This is a genomic window from Paraprevotella xylaniphila YIT 11841 (assembly GCF_900683745.1).
In the GTDB taxonomy this organism is placed as follows: domain Bacteria; phylum Bacteroidota; class Bacteroidia; order Bacteroidales; family Bacteroidaceae; genus Paraprevotella; species Paraprevotella xylaniphila.
Map to the genome: position 1 here is coordinate 2,739,536 of NZ_LR215980.1, position 17,345 is coordinate 2,756,880.

The window sequence follows — 17,345 nt, forward strand, 5'->3', positions numbered from 1 at the left end:
TAAATTATGAAAAAGTCTTTAATTGTAGTTATATTAAGCGCTTTCAGTATAAGCGGCTTAAATGCCCAAGATTATAATTTGGGTGGAAACAAATTTGGTGACAACTGGTCAATAGGCCTGAACGGTGGTATAGCCACTCCCCTCACCCATAGTACATTTTTTAAAAACTCTCGTGCAGTCATCGGTCTTGACATTAATAAACAGTTAAGCCCCATTTACGGTTTGACATTGGAAAGCAACTGGAGCATTAATACCCAAAGCCGAATGGCCGCCCAAAAGAGCGGTACGGCATTCGATGCCTTCAACCTGATGTTGTTGAATCGGCTCAACCTAAACAACATGTTTGCAGGATACAACGGTCAGCCACGCCTGTTCGAAGTAGAAGCCGTAGGCGGATTTGGTTGGTTACGCCTGAACGATTTCTATGAGACAGGCGAAGGTGCCAACCACTTGGCATCAAAAGCCGGAGTAAACTTCAATTTCAATTTGGGAGAAAAGAAAGCATGGACCGTAGCCATCAAACCGGCTATCCTATGGGATATGAGCATGTGGGATGCCGACAGGGCTCACTCCCACCCCAATTTCAATGCCAATTATGCCAACTGGGAAATTACAGCCGGAGTGGTTTATCACTTCAAGAACAGCAACGGCAAGCATCACATGACAAAGGTAAGAGCCTACGACGCATCGGAAGTCAGCGCACTGAACGCTACCATCAACAACTTGCGTCAGGACGTAAGCTCCAAGGATGAAAGCATGAGAAATACGGCTAACCGACTCCGCAACGAGGAACAGAAATCTGCCGATTTGGAACGTGCACTGCAAGAATGCCGCAACCAAGGCCCGAAAGTGATTACGAACAACAAGAAAACATTGGAGTCTGTCGTAACATTCCGTCAAGGCAAGATCGTCATCGACGCGTCACAGCAACCCAACGTAGAACGTATCGCCACTTATCTGAAGAACCATAAAGAAGCTAAGGTGAACATCTTAGGATATGCTTCTCCTGAAGGAAGTGCCGAAGTGAACGAACGTATCGCCAACCAACGTGCGGAAGCCGTGAAGAATATGTTGGTGAACAAATACAGAATCGACGTTCGCCGTATTACAGCTAAGGGACAAGGCGTAGGCTACATGTTCGAGGAACCGGATTGGAACCGCGTCAGCATCTGTACGATTGTTGAAGATTAATCATCATTAGACTGATATAAAAAAGGCCGCTTTTCGCAAGCGGTCTTTTTTTATACCCTTTATCGTTTGGGAATCCAAAAACACTGTGATTCTGCAATCTACATATTACTCCATCAGGCTCCTCGTTTTAACATTTTTTTCTCAGCCAAACGATTTTTCAATCTCATGAGATTGATTTTTCATTCTGCGCCAAACGATTTCCCGTTTGCCTCATATCGGCAGAACACCTTCGGCAAAGGCATTTGTCCTCCTGCAAAAACCGCCCCTTTTGTCAAGATTATAAAAAGCATCAACGGACAGCCCCAACTCCAAGAGCCAACTCCCGGCAAGCCTTACGGTCCACCTTACCATTTCCCGCCACCGGTACGGCCTCCACGCGCAAAATATGCCGGGGAACATGGTAACGAGGCAGAAAAGCCTTCATCGCACCAAACAAGTCGGCATCATCCATCGGGAAATCACGTACCAACAACAACACCAAAGCCTCGCCCAACTGCCGGTCCGGCACGGAAGTCAAAGCAAAAGGCACGCCGATAAGCTCCTTCAGCCAACGCTCTTCCTCCTCTATCTGGATTTTTACGCCCCCGCTGTTTACCACATTATCCGCACGCCCCACAATCATGAACGTGCCGTCGTCATACAAACGCGCCACGTCGTTCGTCTCCAAATCGGAAACACACAATTCCGGTGCATGAATCACCAACGTCCCCCGGGCGGACAGCGACAAACTTACCCCCTCGAAAGGACGATAACCTGCCGAAGCCTTCGGCCCGTTAAGTGGACGCAAAGCGACATGCGACAATGTTTCCGTCATGCCGTAAGTGGAATACACCCGGCAGGGCAAGTACTCCAAACGCCGTTCCAATGCCTCGTCCACCGCTCCGCCCCCCACGATGACACAACGAACACGTGCCAGACGCTCCCGCTCGTCCGCCTGCCCCAACGTGTTGTAAAGTTGCATCGGCACGACAGACAGGAAATCCACCCGCTCCTCCACGTCGGCCAACGGATGCCCTGACGGACGGCGGACCCATAGATGCAGTCCGGCCACCAAGGCACGCACGACCATCATCTTGGCCCCGATATACTTCAAGTCCATGCACAGCAAAGCCGTGTCGCCCGGGCGCAAGCCGAGGAACTCACACGTCCGAACGGCACTACGCATCATCCGCTCTTTTTCCACTCTCATCCGCTTGGGGACACCGGTGGAACCGGAAGTCTGCACTTCCACCGTAGACGCAGGCGAGAACCATTCCGCCAGAAAGGCATAAACGGCCCGCAAAGCCTCATCTTCCTCTTCAACGGACAACGCGGCCAGTTCGTGCAAGTCTGCCGCCGAGAAACGCTGCCCCTCCACGCCGACATGCTGCCGTTCAATCTCCGTCTGCCACATACCACAAACAATCTTTCCGGATTTCCAACGGCATCGGTACGTTGTCAGTGAACAACATTCCCGTGCCCAATCCCTGAGGCATCCGGGTGTGCCATGTGGCACACCATTGCGCAATGGCATTCAAGCCTACGTTCGACTCCAGTGCCGAGGTAATCCACCATCCGACGTTCCTCTTTTCCGCCTCTTCTATCCACTCACGGCAACCGGAGAACCCGCCATGCAACGAGGGTTTCAGCACGATATACTGCGGATGGAGCGCGTCCAACAGCCTCTGCTTCGCTTCAAGGCTGCAATGTCCTATCAGCTCCTCGTCGAAAGCGACGGGCAAGGGCGAAACCGACACCAGTCCGGCCATTTCGTCCCATTGCCCGGCCCGTATGGGCTGCTCGATGGAATGCAAATCAAGTTCGGCCAACCGTTTCAGCTTGTCCAAGGCTTCAGCAGGAGCAAAAGCCCCGTTGGCATCCACCCGGAGTTCCACCTCACGAGCCGGGAAATGCCGCCGGATGAAACGCAACAAGTCCAATTCCTCCTCGAAACCGATGGCACCGATTTTCAACTTGACACAACGGAAGCCGGCTTCCAACTTCTCCCTGATTTGCCCGTACATGGCGTCATGGTCGCCCATCCATATCAACCCGTTGATGCAGATGCCCTCTTCACCGCGCGAAAAGGACGTATCCCACAAGGCATACGTCCCTTGTCCGAAATGGCGCAAAGCCGTCTCCACCCCGAACAGCATGGAGGGGTATTCCCTCCACCGTTCCATATCGACCTGCCCCGTACGGGCCACCTCCGCACATATCCCGCGCAACACGCTTTCGTAATCCGGCAAGTCATCCACACTCAACTGCGGCAAGGGAGCGCATTCGCCCCATCCCTCACGTCCCGGACAGGCAGCGGATGACACCCTGACGTACCACGACCGCCGCTCCGTGTACATTCCCCTTGACGTACCCGCCGGCTTTTTAAAATGAAAAAGCCGAGGGAAAACATCTATCTTATAATCTATCATTCCCATTCTATCCTCAATGTCACTGCATGCACCGTACATTCCCACATACGGAAACCCACCTGCAGCATATCACTTTAGGGTGCAAACTTAGAAAAAATCTTCGGATAATCATGCTTCCACCTTAAAAAACACAATCTTCCGCGACCGACGGGAATAAAAGTAACAGACTTTACACACTCTCCCAGGCACGAAAGGAATGACTCACTCCAATTTCTGGAAAATAAACAGCAAACCATCCACCCGTAATTCACCATTAACTAATGTACCAATGGTACCATCCGTGATATACACCTTATTGCCATCAAGCACATAAGTGTAAGTCCTCACATTTTCCGCCACGAAAGACACCGTCTTTCCTGAAACAGTTTCCGTATGAAACGCAGCGGACTTATGGCCTATGTAGCAATTCGTCGTAAAACTTTCTACGGTATTAGCATTCAGGAAACGGTATGAAACGGCTCCTCCTGTAAAACCGTCTTCATCGGCATTGTCTTCTTCCACCGCTTCTCTCGCCATATCACGGAGGTCTGTCAATGGCAACCAATACCCCATGATGCCTCCGCCACCTGCCTCGTCATCGTCCTTATCGCAAGAAGAAAAAAACACCAACCCCAACAACAGGCACAGCATGAATCCCGGCAACTGCCATAATTTGAAACTTTTCATATCCATCGCATTTTATCTTTTAATTAATCATTTATCGGCCACCGGGCGTATGGCTCCCCCTAGACAACAGTCCATCCCGTCTGTCGGTCCAGGATCACCACCTTGGAATCCCAATCCATAAACCAGTAGACTACCATAAGAATACTGCTCAAACGTCCCTGTCCAATAAACGCTAAGCCCATTGGTAAGGACTTCTGACCCTATCCGTCGTCCACACGAGGGGAAAAAGAGCTTGTTCCCGTTGGGAGCAATGAACAGCAGCCCTTCCACATTATTATACAGAACCGTTTTCACGAGACAATCTTCCACCAAGTCATCCATTTCTTTCCGCGTGGGCATGCGCAAGCGGCCTTGCGATTTCACGTAAGCAATGTCCAACTCCGTACCGCTTATCTCCTTCGGAGGATTCACCCCGGCATAATACTCATAACATCCGGGAGCAGGCACATAAAAGTCATAAGTATCAATAATCCCTTGGTACTTGACAGTTCCCGTAGGATCGCCCCATCCGCACAAAACGCCGGTCTGCTCCGGTGAAGACGCATCCCAATTACACGAGGCCCATTTCACCCGACCTCCCATGTCTACCAGTTCGCCAGCCGTAGGCACATCGATACCATCGTCAGCAGGCTTCATCGTGAATGTTTTCGTATTGCCATATTCATAAGCCCCGTCTTTCTCAAAATATGCCCTGTAATAATAGGTCGTATTCGGTGTCAAACCTTCCAGAGTCGTTTTGAAATCTCCTGTCTCCGACATACCAACCTGTACTTTCACCACTCCTTCATTGCCGGCTTCCGGTGATTTCGATGTCCCGTAAACAAAACCAAAAGCATACACCTCAGGCACTTTCCCGGTTATGGAGCACGTCCCGGAAACCTCCACAGTGGTGGAAGACAATCCCGAATACGGTTGCGTCAGGATGGTCACGGAATACGCATCCTTGTCACCGTTGCCGCCGCCCGTCCCACCGTTATCATCGTCGCTACACGATACAAAAAACATCATGCCCAAAATCCACATCCAAACCGGACATTTAAAACATAACTTTTTCATTTTTTTTAATTTAATGTTGTTCTCGAATTCAGTTTACCATGCAAAGATAGGCAAATCGAGAAGATGAAACGGAAATGGATAGTTCCAAGAAGTTGACAGAAATATTGCCATTTGATTAACATCCCTATTCCGTTCCGGAACTAAAAGGAAGGGAAAAATTTACGTCACACTTCATTTCCTGTGAAAGGTCTCCGAAAAAGTCATGATGAAGAATACAAGAAATACGCCACAACAAAGAGATATCAATATTTTCTTTGCCGAATATTTTATATACGTTAGGCCGTGTGCAACACAACTGTCTTGCAAACCATGTCACCGTACGCCCTTGCTCGTGAAGCGTGCAAGCTATAAGCTGTCCGATATGCAGCATACCCCTCTTTATTCATCCGGACTCCCAACGGACATGTTAAATCCAACATAAGAACTGCCTGTATATAGAAAAGGCGTAGGAATCTTACCTTTGCCCGTTCCGAGTTCCAAGGCCTTCGCATGCCCACCTGTCAAGAACGAGCAACGCAGAAAGCCCACGCCGATATGTATACGGCATGTCCTTTCCCAAAAAGGGAAGGACAGTACGTAAATATACATACCACGAGGACGTTACCGGTTGCCATCTGTTCTTTCGACAGGTCAAAAGGTGCGAAGTTCTGAAACCCGAAAGCCAGACGCTTGTAAACGTCTTCTCCATATATAATGCACATATCCTTGCCCACCCTTGGGCTTTCTGCGGAAATGTACAAGGCAAATATAGGAAAAAATGATGAATACTGATGTTCTCCATTCATTTTTTCTTCTTTTTGCAGTATCCGAACTTATCTAAACCTATTGGTCAGTAAACGGTGATAAACGAGTGATGAAGAAATTCTCCTATTGAAAATCAGAAGAAACATACTACTATGTATTGCATAGTACCAATATAATACATATATTTGCACGGAACAAAGGGACGCACCGGCCGGACGTCTCCTTACTTAAACGTTAAAAGCCTATGAACGTAGACAATGCGAAATCACAAATGCGGAAAGGAATGTTGGAATATTGTGTCATGCTGTTGCTGCGCAAGGAACCGTCATACGCCTCCGACATCATCACACGGCTGAAGGAAGCCGATTTGATTGTCGTGGAAGGCACGCTCTATCCGCTGCTCACCCGCCTGAAAAAGGACGGGTTGCTGAGTTATGAATGGCGCGAGTCCACCCAAGGACCTCCACGCAAATACTATGCCCTGACCCTCGACGGCGAAACTTTCCTGGCCGGACTGGACTGTGCCTGGAATGAGCTTTCCGCCACCGTGGGGCATCTGAAATCAGAAAGCCCCATAAGGCTTCCCCTACAAGAAAAAGACTGAATCCTTAACTTTTAAATACATAATATTTATGAAAAAGAATATTACCATCAACCTCTTCGGATCGCTCTATGCCATCGACGAGGACGCTTACGAACTGTTGAACCAATACCAAAAGAACATGCAACGCTACTTTTCCCGCCAAGAAGGGGGCGAAGAAATTGCGGAGGACATCGAACGCCGCATTGCTGAATTGTTCGATGAACTGAAGGCGTCCGGGGTGGAAGCCATTACCATAGAACACATGCAGGAAATCATCAAACGCATCGGGAACCCGGAAGAAATGGATAATCCGGAATCAGAAAACCTTTCCGAAGGCACAGAAGAACCGCATGAAGGACGCAAACCGAAAGAAACCATCCACAAGAAACTTTTCCGTAACCCGGACGACAAAATGTTGGGCGGCGTCACCTCCGGTTTGGCTTGTTTCTTCGGCATCGATCCACTGTGGCTCCGCCTACTGATGATATTGTTTGCCTGGTTCTCCCTCGGCACCATGATTGTCATCTACCTCATCCTATGGATCATTACCCCGGAAGCCCAAACCCCGGAAGACCGCTTGCGCATGCAAGGACGCCCCGTGAACATGGAAAACCTGCGCGACGAAATCATGGAAGGCGCACGCAAAGCCGGACAATATGCCACAGCACCGGAAACGAAAAAAACAGCACGCGGATGCCTCACTGTCTTACTGGACATTATCACTGCAGTTTTTAAAGGTTGCCTCTTTGTCTTCATTGGCGGACTGATTCTCATATTGTCCATCGTCTTATTGTTCGCTTTGGTCATGCTCTGCCTTTTCCTGATTTCCGCATGTTGCGGAGGTATAAGCGAGGGCGTGTTCAGTTCGTCGGCAGACCAAGCCTTTTTCAACGGGCTTGTCAACGGTTCCATCGGCCAAGGCATTTATTGGATAGCCTCGATAAGCTTTATTGTCTTGTCGGTCCTCACTTTGTATATAGGCGGACATTCCATCTTACGCATGGCCGGACGCATAGCCCCAATGAACGCCATGAAACGGTTGGCACTCCTCGGGACATGGGTCGTATGCCTGGCTGTCTTCATTGCATCGGCCATTCAGGGCAATGCTTTTTATGAACGTTACAGACGGGAGTTCTACAAAGAAAAACAAGAACGTGAAGACACCGCCCACCGACAGAAACAGTTAAGCTACCTGAAAAACGAAGGTTGGACAGTCATCAGGCACGAAAACTGTGACGGTTACGTGAAAAGCGGAGAATATTATACCGGTGACCATGAAATGCAATATATCGATGCCTGGAGCGGCAACCGGAACATGGAATATGAGTTGGAACAAACCGTACACATGGCACCCGGCATCTACCGGTTGGAGGCCGCCGCACGGACTGACGGGCATGGTTGCGAAATCTTCGCCATTTCCGGAGGAAAGGAACAAAAGACCCAAGTACCTATATATAGCAATGAAGGCGGCGAAATCTGGCAGGATGCCAAAAAGAAACAGAACGACGGTACCGTCTCATTGGGCTTATGGAGAAATATCACCGAAGCCAATGGAGGAAAGGGCTATGGATGGAGCACCGTAAGGATTGACAGCATCGTCACACACAACGGTACCATACGCTATGGCGTGACCAATATCCGCAGCAGGACATGGGACGGGACTTGGTTCTCAGCCACGGATTTCAAACTGGAAAAGACCGGTAATCTCCCCCAACGGAATCCTTCTTCCATCCCTCGGAAACCTGCCCGGCATCCTTAAAAAAGTAGCCTGATATGAGTTCAATCCTTCACAGGATACCTCATATCAGGCTACTCACACCAATATTAACCTAATTTCTAACTGCATCTCTCTTATTAGACCAAGGTACGCTCCATCATCTTAGAATGCCTTCACATCAGGATTTCTGAAACGCATGGCAAAGATAAAACGAATCATCCATTCCATTGGTGACAGATAAGCACAAAAAATGGGACATTTTCATCCAAATGCACTTTATGCACCATTTCTACCCGTTTTTGACGCTTTTTGTCTAATTCCGGCTAAAGGATTCACCAAATATCATCCCAAACGTTCTTGTTCGACAACTGTTCGGCATCCGAATAATCATCATGGATATCCATTCCATTTCCTGACCCACAAAGCATGTCTTGTTGCAACAATACCACTGCGTCAACCTCAGGAGTTACATATACCTTCTTTTTCATTTCGTTTCCTATTTTAAGATTTTCCTTCCATTTATAATATAAATTCCTTTGGGCAACCCCTCCAAAGCCTCAGAAGCCTTCACACCGGAACGCACGCGTATGCCGGAAATCCCGTAGACATCCACAGGGGCTTCCTCTGCCGTAAGCTCTGTATCGGTGATACCCGTTGCATCAAAGTCGAATGCAAGGAAGTTGGCCTCTTGCGCCACGGCCTCCGGCAAAGCCAAATATGCCTTGTTCGCTCCGTTTACGATAGAGCTGCCGTCTTGGGTGGCAAAGTAGAAGCCTAAACCGTTCGTCACATCATCAGCCAGTTTGTAGTACTTGTAGCCTTCGGCATCCACAGTGGTTTCCACCAACGTGCCTTCCAACAGGTTATCCTCCGGACGCGACATGTTTGCCACACTAAAGTTACCCGTATAACCACCGGCCTTACCCCTAAGAAGGATACCGGTCAAACCCGGGACAGTACTGCCCGAAGCATAACGCCAATCCACAGCCAAAGTGGTTCCTCCATCGGAAATCCCGGTCACGACACCGGCTTCCAGACCTTCAGGCACAGTAAAGGCATTAGCGGAATAATAAGTAGCCATACCTGCGTCAGAGATGCGAATAGCCTGCGAGGCGGATTCGGGGACACCGATGTAATACAAGCGGAAGTTGTCGGCCTCCCAATGCTGTCCATTACCATGTACGATATCTTCACCCTTCACTCCCAAATAAAGGACACCTCCACTTACGTCCATCCGTAGTTCCGTGGTTGAACCATCGTTCACCCCGGTAGCGGCATTATAAACCGCTTCATCGCCATTGAAATCAGAGAACTCCATGTTTACGTTATCCAACGAACCATATAAATTCACATTCGCGGCATCACGAGTACAATAAGTGGCAGCTTTCAACAGATAAGTACCGTCTGGCAAATTAGCTACACGGTTTCCTGTCCCTCCTATTTTAGTATAATAATGAGCCTTGCCTACATTGTTGTTTTCATTGCTTGACCAACTAGAAGACCATAATGCGGCATCTCCTTTCCCCCCAGTGGTGACATCAGGACTATTGTTTTCTCCAAGTGCGGCCACGACCCATCCGTCCGGAGCTTCCTTGTTCTCTCCTACTTGATAAATATTCGGGTTCTGGATAAAACAGGTCATGTCTATGGGAGCATCTGATGTAGCCTTCGACAAGAAATCCATAGTCATTGCATTGCGGCAAACCAAATTCAAAGCCGCCACATCGGTTGTTACTTTCTCGAAAGTCAATGCCACATCATCCAAATCACTCACGACTTGCCGGTAAGCATCCGTCTCGCCAAGTCCCGTTATCGCATCAGCCAGCTCTTTGGCCTTTTCCAACGGATATATCATACCCATCCAAAGCCTGGCATCCCGGACTTGGGCATTAAGAATTTCCACGTAAACAGGAGCCTGTGTACCCATAGCCGACATCTGCGTTTCCTGCAATATCCTTTCGGCTTCAGTTATGCCCTGCTCCAAAGCTTCTTTCCCCTTGGTGGACAAGGTATATGTACCGTCCTCAACCTTTGCATAAAGCGACTCGGCTGTTTTTATGGAAGCCACTAAACTGTCCACATTGACCTGCACGTCCTTAGCTTCGGCCATGACCTCAGACAGAGCTTTCTGTGCTACTTCTATACCATCGCCCGAAACATCTTTATTTTTGTCATACACCTCCTGCAACTCCGTGGCGATGGCGGTTGCCCCGGAAACTGTAAAATCCGCAATCAAGGTTTCCAACATCTTCAATGACTGTTGGAATGCCTCAGAAGCATCTGCCTCTCCCAAATACGTTAAACGAAAGTTATCAAAAGCCGCCCAATCTTTTGATATATGTACATCCTTCCTCACACCAATCCTCAATGTACCATCCATCACGACCGTACGTACTTCATTACCGCCATAACGCCCAACCAAGAAAGCATCGGCAGCCTGCTCCATGTTATTAGGAATGCCTTTCCCGTCATCCTTCAGCAACTGAAGCGGAGTCTCATCTGCATTCGCATATAAAATAGCATTCTGTGCCCCATTGGCATCCACGTTACCGCCTGGACGATAATACCCTTGGCAGGATACCAAATAACATCCGTTTTTCAATCCTGTCATAACTTGGTATACCTCAAAGTTTGCATTGTCGTACGCCTCAGTACAGGAATTTGTAGACTTTGCCGCCCTGTCTGGTCCGATAAGCGTCAGTGTACCACCGGTATGGCTTTCCTTCCATTCACTCGGCTGAGAACGGTCGAAATTAGCTCCTGTGACATAAAACGTAGCATCTACGCCCTGCTCTTCCGTCGCGTTATCCAAAGCCTTGATACGTTGGTCCTTGGATACCAAAATCCATTCGCAAACATCTACAGTTTCCACCCGTGCCAGAACCGTACCCGAACCATTGTAATGTAAATAACGACCATTCCCAAACAAGGAAAACTCATACACTTCGTCTTCTATATTCTGGTCAGTAAAAATATATCCGGTCTTGTCTTTGTCAATGTAGTCATCTTTCAAATAATTATTAGCCGTCGTCTTGATGGCATATTTACCATCGGGCATAACCTCTAACGTACACAACAGGCCGGGCTGCCCTAACGAGGCTTGCGTGCCCCAAGTATTTGCCCCAAGCAGGAATCCTCCACCTTCCTTATTATAAAGGTAAAACTCTCCACCTTCGGCAGGCAAAGGTTCCCCCACCCAAGAAGATTCTTCCTGTGCCCACACCCCGTTCGCGGCCATACAAGCCACAAACACAGCCATCAACGGCCTACGCTTCCCCATCAACGGGAACAAAGAATTTGGTATTTTCTTTTTCATGTTTAAAAATTTTAAGGTTCTATTGTTTTCCACCGTGCCGCCACCGAACCTATTGACGAGGACACGGAGCTTTCATACGGAATAAACATCATGCTAGCCAACTTGTTTCTATTCCTTTTTCAGGATACAAAATTATATTCTTCCCCCACATTGGAATAAGACATAAAATAACCAATGATAGGATAAATCTTACCAAAATACATTTTCCGACCCGTTTTCCGTCATATATCATGCCATATTCCTTTCTTCCTTTGAAAAGAAGGATACGAATCGGACATATAAAAAGTCCGGATTGAAAACCTACCGTTTCAATCCGGACCCAATCAAAATAAGATAGACGCTGCCACCTGTTACACCGCCTTGTTCCACATACTTTTAGAACCTCCACTTCGGTTTACGCTTCTCCAGGAAAGCACGGCCACCCTCCTGAGCCTCATCAGTCATATAGTAAAGCATCGTGGCGTCCCCGGCCAGTTCCTGAATACCAGCCTGGCCGTCCAGTTCGGCATTCAGCCCCACCTTTATCATACGCAGGGCCAACGGACTGAGTTGCATCATCTCTTCCGCCCATGCCACATATTCGTCTTCCAATTCAGCCAAAGGCACCACCTTGTTGACCAATCCCATGTCGAGGGCCTCCCGGGCATTATACTTCCGGCACAGGAACCATATCTCACGGGCTTTCTTCTGACCTACGACACGGGCCAGATAAGAGGAACCAAAACCGGCATCGAAGCTGCCCACGCGAGGTCCGGTCTGCCCGAAAATGGCATTGTCCGAAGCTATCGTCAGGTCGCACACCACATGGAGCACGTGCCCTCCGCCGATGGCAAAACCGTTGACCGCCGCAATCACGGGCTTGGGCAACGAACGGATTTGTTTTTGCACCTCCAACACATTCAAACGGGGCACACCGTCGTCCCCGACATATCCCCCGTGCCCTTTCACGTGCATGTCGCCTCCGGAACAAAAAGCCTTGTCGCCCACTCCTGTCAACACCACCACACGGACATCGCGTCGCTCGCGGCAAATATAGAACGCGTCGCTCATCTCCGACACCGTGCGCGGCGTAAAAGCGTTGCGCACCTGCGGGCGGTTGATGGTGATACGGGCAATGCCGTTATAAAATTCAAAAAGAATATCCTCGTATTCCTTCAAAGTTTTCCATTCTCTGTTCATATCCTTCATCTTAAAAATTCTTCCATCTCTCCTTTATCGCATGATAGTAACTCCGCTGCTCTTCGGCATCGGCCTCCGCATCGGTAAACACTTCCAACAAGACAGGTGCCGTGGCTGTTTCGTCCAACAAATCATCAAAAGCGGCCAAGAGGGACACTGTGTCCGTAGCCTGCAAATAAGTGAATCCCTGCGATTCAGCCCAACCTGCCGCCGACGCGCCATGAGAAGCCGTCACGAAACGCCGCGTATCCCCGGCCATGTCCAATCCGGGCAAGGCATGGAAAATGGCCCCGCCGCCGTTGTTCAACACGACAATGCGGAGGTTGGAACGTATATGGCCGTTCCATAACGCATTCATGTCATAAAAGAAACTCAAATCACCTACAAGCAGGAAATTCATCCGGTCGGACACTGCCGCATAACCTACCGCAGCCGACACGGAACCCTCTATGCCGTTCACTCCCCTGTTGCATTGCACTTCCACACCTTCGGGCAGGCGGCACAATTCCGCAAAGCGCACCACCGAACTGTTGGCCAAATGGAGCACTGCATGGGGTGGCAATGCCTCTAACACGCGCCGCACGGCATACATCTCGGAGTATCCGGTTTCCGGAGAGGCCAACCGGGCACAACTTTCATGCCATAGCTGCGCATACGCCCCGGACGGCAAAGCCTCCGACCGGAAAAACAAACGGAAGAAATCAGCAGGAGAAGCCTCCACAACCGTGGTCAGCGCACAAAACAAATCCGCCGGAAGGCCATCCGGCGAAACATGCCAGTGCACCAACGAAGGCGTACGCCTCAGGAACTGTTTCAAACGTTTCGACACGACATGCCCGCCTACGGTTATCACCAAGTCCGGGCGCAACGCCTGCAAGTCTTCCTCACGGGCTGCATACAATAATGCATCGAAGCCCCGTACCGCATCTGAAGCCGACGGGCAATTCCCCAACACTTCAGCCAACCAAGCCACGCGACTGCCGGACAGGCAAGCCGCTACACCGGCCGCCTCGTCCGAAGACATCTGCCCCGACACGACCAGAACCCGACGGTACTTGGGAAGCTCTTCTTTCAGGAAGAAAGACAAAGTCCGTCCCTCGTCGGACATATCCCGCCGTACCATACGCCGTACGGAAGGCAAAGCTTCCGCCGTAAATTGAAACAACGGTTCGGAAAGGGGGACATTGATATGCACCGGCCCGTAGCCGTGGTGGTCCACTTCAAGCAAAGCCTCGTTGACAAGCCGGTTGGCATACCATTCATCTTCCCCGGTACGTACCTCGGGCAGGTTGACCGCCTTCCGCACCAAGCCACCGAAAACACCCGGCTGCGGCAAAGTCTGCCCGTCCATCTGCCCGATCCAAGCCGCCGGACGGTCGGCGGAAATGACTACCAAAGGCACCCGACGGTAAAATGCCTCGCACACCGCCGGATGGAGGTTGAGCAAAGCCGAACCAGAGGTGCAACAGACCACCACGGGAGCCTGTACATGCAAAGCCAATCCGACGGCGAAGAAACCGGCACTGCGCTCGTCCGTCACCGAAAAGCATTCAAAATCCTCACACGTGGCGAAAGCCTGTACTAACGGTACATTACGGCTTCCGGGACACAACACCGCCCGGCGAATGCCGTGCGCACGCAGCAAGGCAACAAGCTGCAACACGTTCTTCTTATCCGAATACATCAGTTCCTCCTTTCGAGATTACATATTTCATAGCCTGCAACTTACGTTCCGTCTCCATCCATTCTTCTTCGCACACGGAAGCCGGCAAGATCCCGCCTCCGGCATACAGGCGGATTTTTTCCGCCCCTTCGCCACATTGCATGCATCGCAAATTCACATACAAAGCCGTCTTCCCCTCCGGCTCCCACCGTCCGAGGAAACCGGCATAATAGCCACGGTCATATCCTTCATGCGACAGGATGAAGCGAAAAGCCTCTTCTTTGGGCAACCCGCATACGGCAGGCGTAGGATGCAAAGCCTGCAACAAGCCGCCTAAGGCTTCGGCCGAAGAAAGACGGAAACGGATATCGGTTTTCAAATGGGCCAGTTCTCCGGCCGTAGCCGTATAAGGCCCTTCCAAAGTGAACCGGATACCTCGTTCGCGCAAGCAATCGCCGATATATTCCGTCACGAATGCTTGTTCGCGGATGTTCTTTTCCGACCACGGAACTGCCAACTTGCCCTCTTTCAGGAATTGCGTACCGGCCAAAGCCACCGTACGATACTCCCCTTTGCCTCCGGCCAAAAGAATTTCGGGCGTAGCCCCCAACCAGAAACCAGTCTGAGGCGTATGGAACAAATACACGTATGAATGCACATAACGGCGGCAGGCCGCCGTGAAAGCCCGTGCCCATGAAAAGCCCCGGGGAAAAGCATCCGTACAACGACGCGAAAGCACCAACTTCTGAAAATCCCCGGCACGAAGCGCACCGGAAAAAACACGAAAAGCCTCACGGTACCCCTTCGAGGGCTGTTCCTCCAACTGTCCGCAAAAGGGCATCGGCGCAGGTGCCTCCACCTCATCGGAACATACAGCCCGGGATATACCGGCTTCTATTTCCTCCTCCAAGGGAAGCAGCCATAAAGGATGCCCCTCTCCGAACCGAAAAGGGGCAAACACAAAACCAGTCTTCCCGTCCAACGGCGGGATGCCTTCAAAAGATTGCAGGGAGGACCGTGCCGCCCGTATGCCGTGACAAACACTTTCCCCCGGCTCACGGTAGAACACAAAGGCATCTTTTCCGCCCTTAATCCATTCATCTATTACCGCCTCGTCGTCCTGCATGCGGCTCATTTGCGTTTCATCACACTGTTCATCACCCGGATGGAAGACACCAATTTCCCCGTGGAAGTGAACACATCCACGTTCCACACGTGTGAAGAGCGCCCTTTATGCACAATCGTGGCCACAGCCCTCACCGTATCCCCCTCGTGGGCCGAAGAGATATGGTTGCCGCTCACTTGCATCCCCACAACGAATTCATCGGGATTGCAAATCACCATCGACCCCAACCCGGCCACTGTCTCTGCCAAAGCCAACGTGGCCCCGCCGTGCAGGATGCCGAAAGGTTGGCGCGTGCGGTGGTCCACCGGCATGGTGGCTTCTATCCGCTCGTGGGAAGCATACGTATATTGTATGCCCAAATTCCCCATCAACGTAGTCTGCGCCTGTGCATTCAAGGCATCAAGCGGTATCTCGCTTTCGCGCACCTCGGCCAGGAAAGCATTCTCCACCGCCACGGCCACACCGTCTTCATTGTTGGAGAGGGTCACGTAGTCGGCACAACGCTTCACCGAATCCGGGGCATTCCCCATGGCAATGCCCAAATCGGCCAACTGCAACATGGTCACGTCGGCCACGCCGTCGCCGAACACCACAATCTCGTCCGTCTTGATGCCCTCCATTTCCATGATGACGCCCAACGTATTGGCTTTGTCCACCCGGCTGCCCACCACTTCCAGGAAATACGGCTCGGAACGGAACACATCCAATACACCGTTCAAACGACGCTTCCAATGGTTCTCCAACCCCACCAAAGCTTCCTCGTCATCGCTCACCAACATACATTTGCAAGGCGGGTAATCTATTGCCGCAGAGAAAAACTCCTGATGCTCCAACTTCATGCCGTTCAAGGCCGCTTCGGCTCGCACATGCGGATCATCCGGGTTATTCGTCACGACCGTATCCCCGTTATAAGTAAGGATCGAAAAACCGTTTTTCTCGGCTTTCTTCTCCAAATAAGTGATATGTTCCGGATTGATACGGCGTTCAAATACCACCTCTCCGTTGGAAGCGTTAATCACCTGGCCACCGTTATAAGAGAGGATATACCCGTTATATGTACCCAATTCCAGTTTCTTGGCCAATGGCAACAAACCGTAAGTGGGACGTCCCGATGCCAACATGATGCGTACGCCCATCTGCTGCACTTTGAGCAACGTGTTCAGCGTCCGCTTGCTAATCTCCTTCTCGTCGTTCAACAGTGTCCCGTCCACGTCGAGCACTAACATTTTATATTTCATACTCCCACGTTTTTTTTTATTCATGTACACAAATATAGCGAAAGCCTTTCAGAAAAGAGGACGGAAGAAGTAGTTTATCGCAAAGCTTCACGTTTTTTAGGGAACGGCACCCGGAAATTGCCAAATTGTCAATTTGTCAATTCAGGCTCCACGTGGCTGCGCTATTTGTCCCCCGGTCCGCCCTTGTTCCCCGATACACGATTCTCACGCATCAGGAAAATGTCTTTTCGCCACCCCGGCCTCTCTTTATATTGGCAAATTGCCCGGCCTCGCCACGCGGCATGCGCAGGCAAACCGGAAACACGTCAGCACATCGTGGCACCGGCCTGACATCCTGACATCCGGATTTTGAAGGCAAATCCCATCCAAATAGGAAAAACAAGGTGCCAAAAGCCCGTTTTTCACTTTGCCTTCCAAAGCCTTTTCCACCCACAAACGGACATCGGCGGAACAAGATG

The 17,345-nt window shown here is 50.4% G+C and carries 14 protein-coding genes; 3 read left to right on the top strand and 11 right to left on the bottom strand.

Annotated elements, in window-relative coordinates:
* The first annotated feature begins 6 nt into the window (after positions 1-6).
* Positions 7-1,191, top strand: a complete 1,185-nt coding sequence (locus tag E0E47_RS11635; RefSeq protein ID WP_008627945.1) for an OmpA family protein — start codon at positions 7-9, stop codon at positions 1,189-1,191.
* A 289-nt stretch (positions 1,192-1,480) separates the two neighbouring features.
* Here the strand turns inward: E0E47_RS11635 and E0E47_RS11640 are convergent, their stop codons facing one another.
* The 5 genes from E0E47_RS11640 to E0E47_RS17630 form a co-directional block, all read right to left on the bottom strand.
* Positions 1,481-2,584 carry an AMP-binding protein gene (locus tag E0E47_RS11640; RefSeq protein WP_130893765.1) on the bottom strand — a complete coding sequence of 368 codons (1,104 nt, stop codon included), beginning with the start codon at positions 2,582-2,584 and terminating at the stop codon, positions 1,481-1,483.
* On the bottom strand, positions 2,565-3,599 hold the full coding sequence (locus E0E47_RS11645) for an o-succinylbenzoate synthase (protein WP_130894365.1): 1,035 nt from the start codon (positions 3,597-3,599) through the stop codon (positions 2,565-2,567). The genes E0E47_RS11640 and E0E47_RS11645 overlap by 20 nt, the downstream gene beginning before the upstream one ends.
* Before the next feature lie 201 nt (positions 3,600-3,800).
* Positions 3,801-4,271 (bottom strand): hypothetical protein, encoded by a 471-nt coding sequence (locus tag E0E47_RS11650; RefSeq protein ID WP_130893766.1) that lies wholly within the window; start codon positions 4,269-4,271, stop codon positions 3,801-3,803.
* A gap of 21 nt (positions 4,272-4,292) precedes the next feature.
* Positions 4,293-5,321 (bottom strand): hypothetical protein, encoded by a 1,029-nt coding sequence (locus E0E47_RS11655; protein ID WP_232038423.1) that lies wholly within the window; start codon positions 5,319-5,321, stop codon positions 4,293-4,295.
* A 124-nt stretch (positions 5,322-5,445) separates the two neighbouring features.
* Positions 5,446-5,691 (bottom strand): hypothetical protein, encoded by a 246-nt coding sequence (locus tag E0E47_RS17630; RefSeq protein WP_008618897.1) that lies wholly within the window; start codon positions 5,689-5,691, stop codon positions 5,446-5,448.
* Between the two features lie 618 nt (positions 5,692-6,309).
* Between E0E47_RS17630 and E0E47_RS11670 the strand changes: the two genes are divergently transcribed.
* Together E0E47_RS11670 and E0E47_RS11675 are read left to right on the top strand one after the other, a co-directional pair.
* Positions 6,310-6,669 carry a PadR family transcriptional regulator gene (locus E0E47_RS11670; protein ID WP_130893767.1) on the top strand — a complete coding sequence of 120 codons (360 nt, stop codon included), beginning with the start codon at positions 6,310-6,312 and terminating at the stop codon, positions 6,667-6,669.
* Positions 6,670-6,697: 28 nt separating this feature from the next.
* Positions 6,698-8,407 carry a PspC domain-containing protein gene (locus E0E47_RS11675; protein ID WP_130893768.1) on the top strand — a complete coding sequence of 570 codons (1,710 nt, stop codon included), beginning with the start codon at positions 6,698-6,700 and terminating at the stop codon, positions 8,405-8,407.
* A gap of 290 nt (positions 8,408-8,697) precedes the next feature.
* Here the strand turns inward: E0E47_RS11675 and E0E47_RS17350 are convergent, their stop codons facing one another.
* The 6 genes from E0E47_RS17350 to E0E47_RS11700 form a co-directional block, all read right to left on the bottom strand.
* Complete coding sequence (locus tag E0E47_RS17350) at positions 8,698-8,853, bottom strand: hypothetical protein (RefSeq protein WP_008627960.1); 156 nt, start codon at positions 8,851-8,853, stop codon at positions 8,698-8,700.
* 8 nt (positions 8,854-8,861) lie between these two features.
* Positions 8,862-11,681, bottom strand: coding sequence for a hypothetical protein (locus E0E47_RS11680; protein ID WP_130893769.1), 2,820 nt, complete (start codon positions 11,679-11,681; stop codon positions 8,862-8,864).
* Positions 11,682-12,056: 375 nt separating this feature from the next.
* Complete coding sequence (menB, locus tag E0E47_RS11685; RefSeq protein WP_130893770.1) at positions 12,057-12,869, bottom strand: 1,4-dihydroxy-2-naphthoyl-CoA synthase; 813 nt, start codon at positions 12,867-12,869, stop codon at positions 12,057-12,059.
* Position 12,870: 1 nt separating this feature from the next.
* Positions 12,871-14,544 carry a 2-succinyl-5-enolpyruvyl-6-hydroxy-3-cyclohexene-1-carboxylic-acid synthase gene (gene menD, locus E0E47_RS11690; protein ID WP_130893771.1) on the bottom strand — a complete coding sequence of 558 codons (1,674 nt, stop codon included), beginning with the start codon at positions 14,542-14,544 and terminating at the stop codon, positions 12,871-12,873.
* Positions 14,531-15,658: an isochorismate synthase gene (locus E0E47_RS11695; RefSeq protein ID WP_130893772.1), complete on the bottom strand. Its 1,128-nt coding sequence runs from the start codon at positions 15,656-15,658 to the stop codon at positions 14,531-14,533. The genes menD and E0E47_RS11695 overlap by 14 nt, the downstream gene beginning before the upstream one ends.
* Positions 15,655-16,887, bottom strand: coding sequence for a Cof-type HAD-IIB family hydrolase (locus tag E0E47_RS11700; RefSeq protein WP_008627978.1), 1,233 nt, complete (start codon positions 16,885-16,887; stop codon positions 15,655-15,657). The genes E0E47_RS11695 and E0E47_RS11700 overlap by 4 nt, the downstream gene beginning before the upstream one ends.
* Between the last annotated feature and the right edge of the window lie 458 nt (positions 16,888-17,345).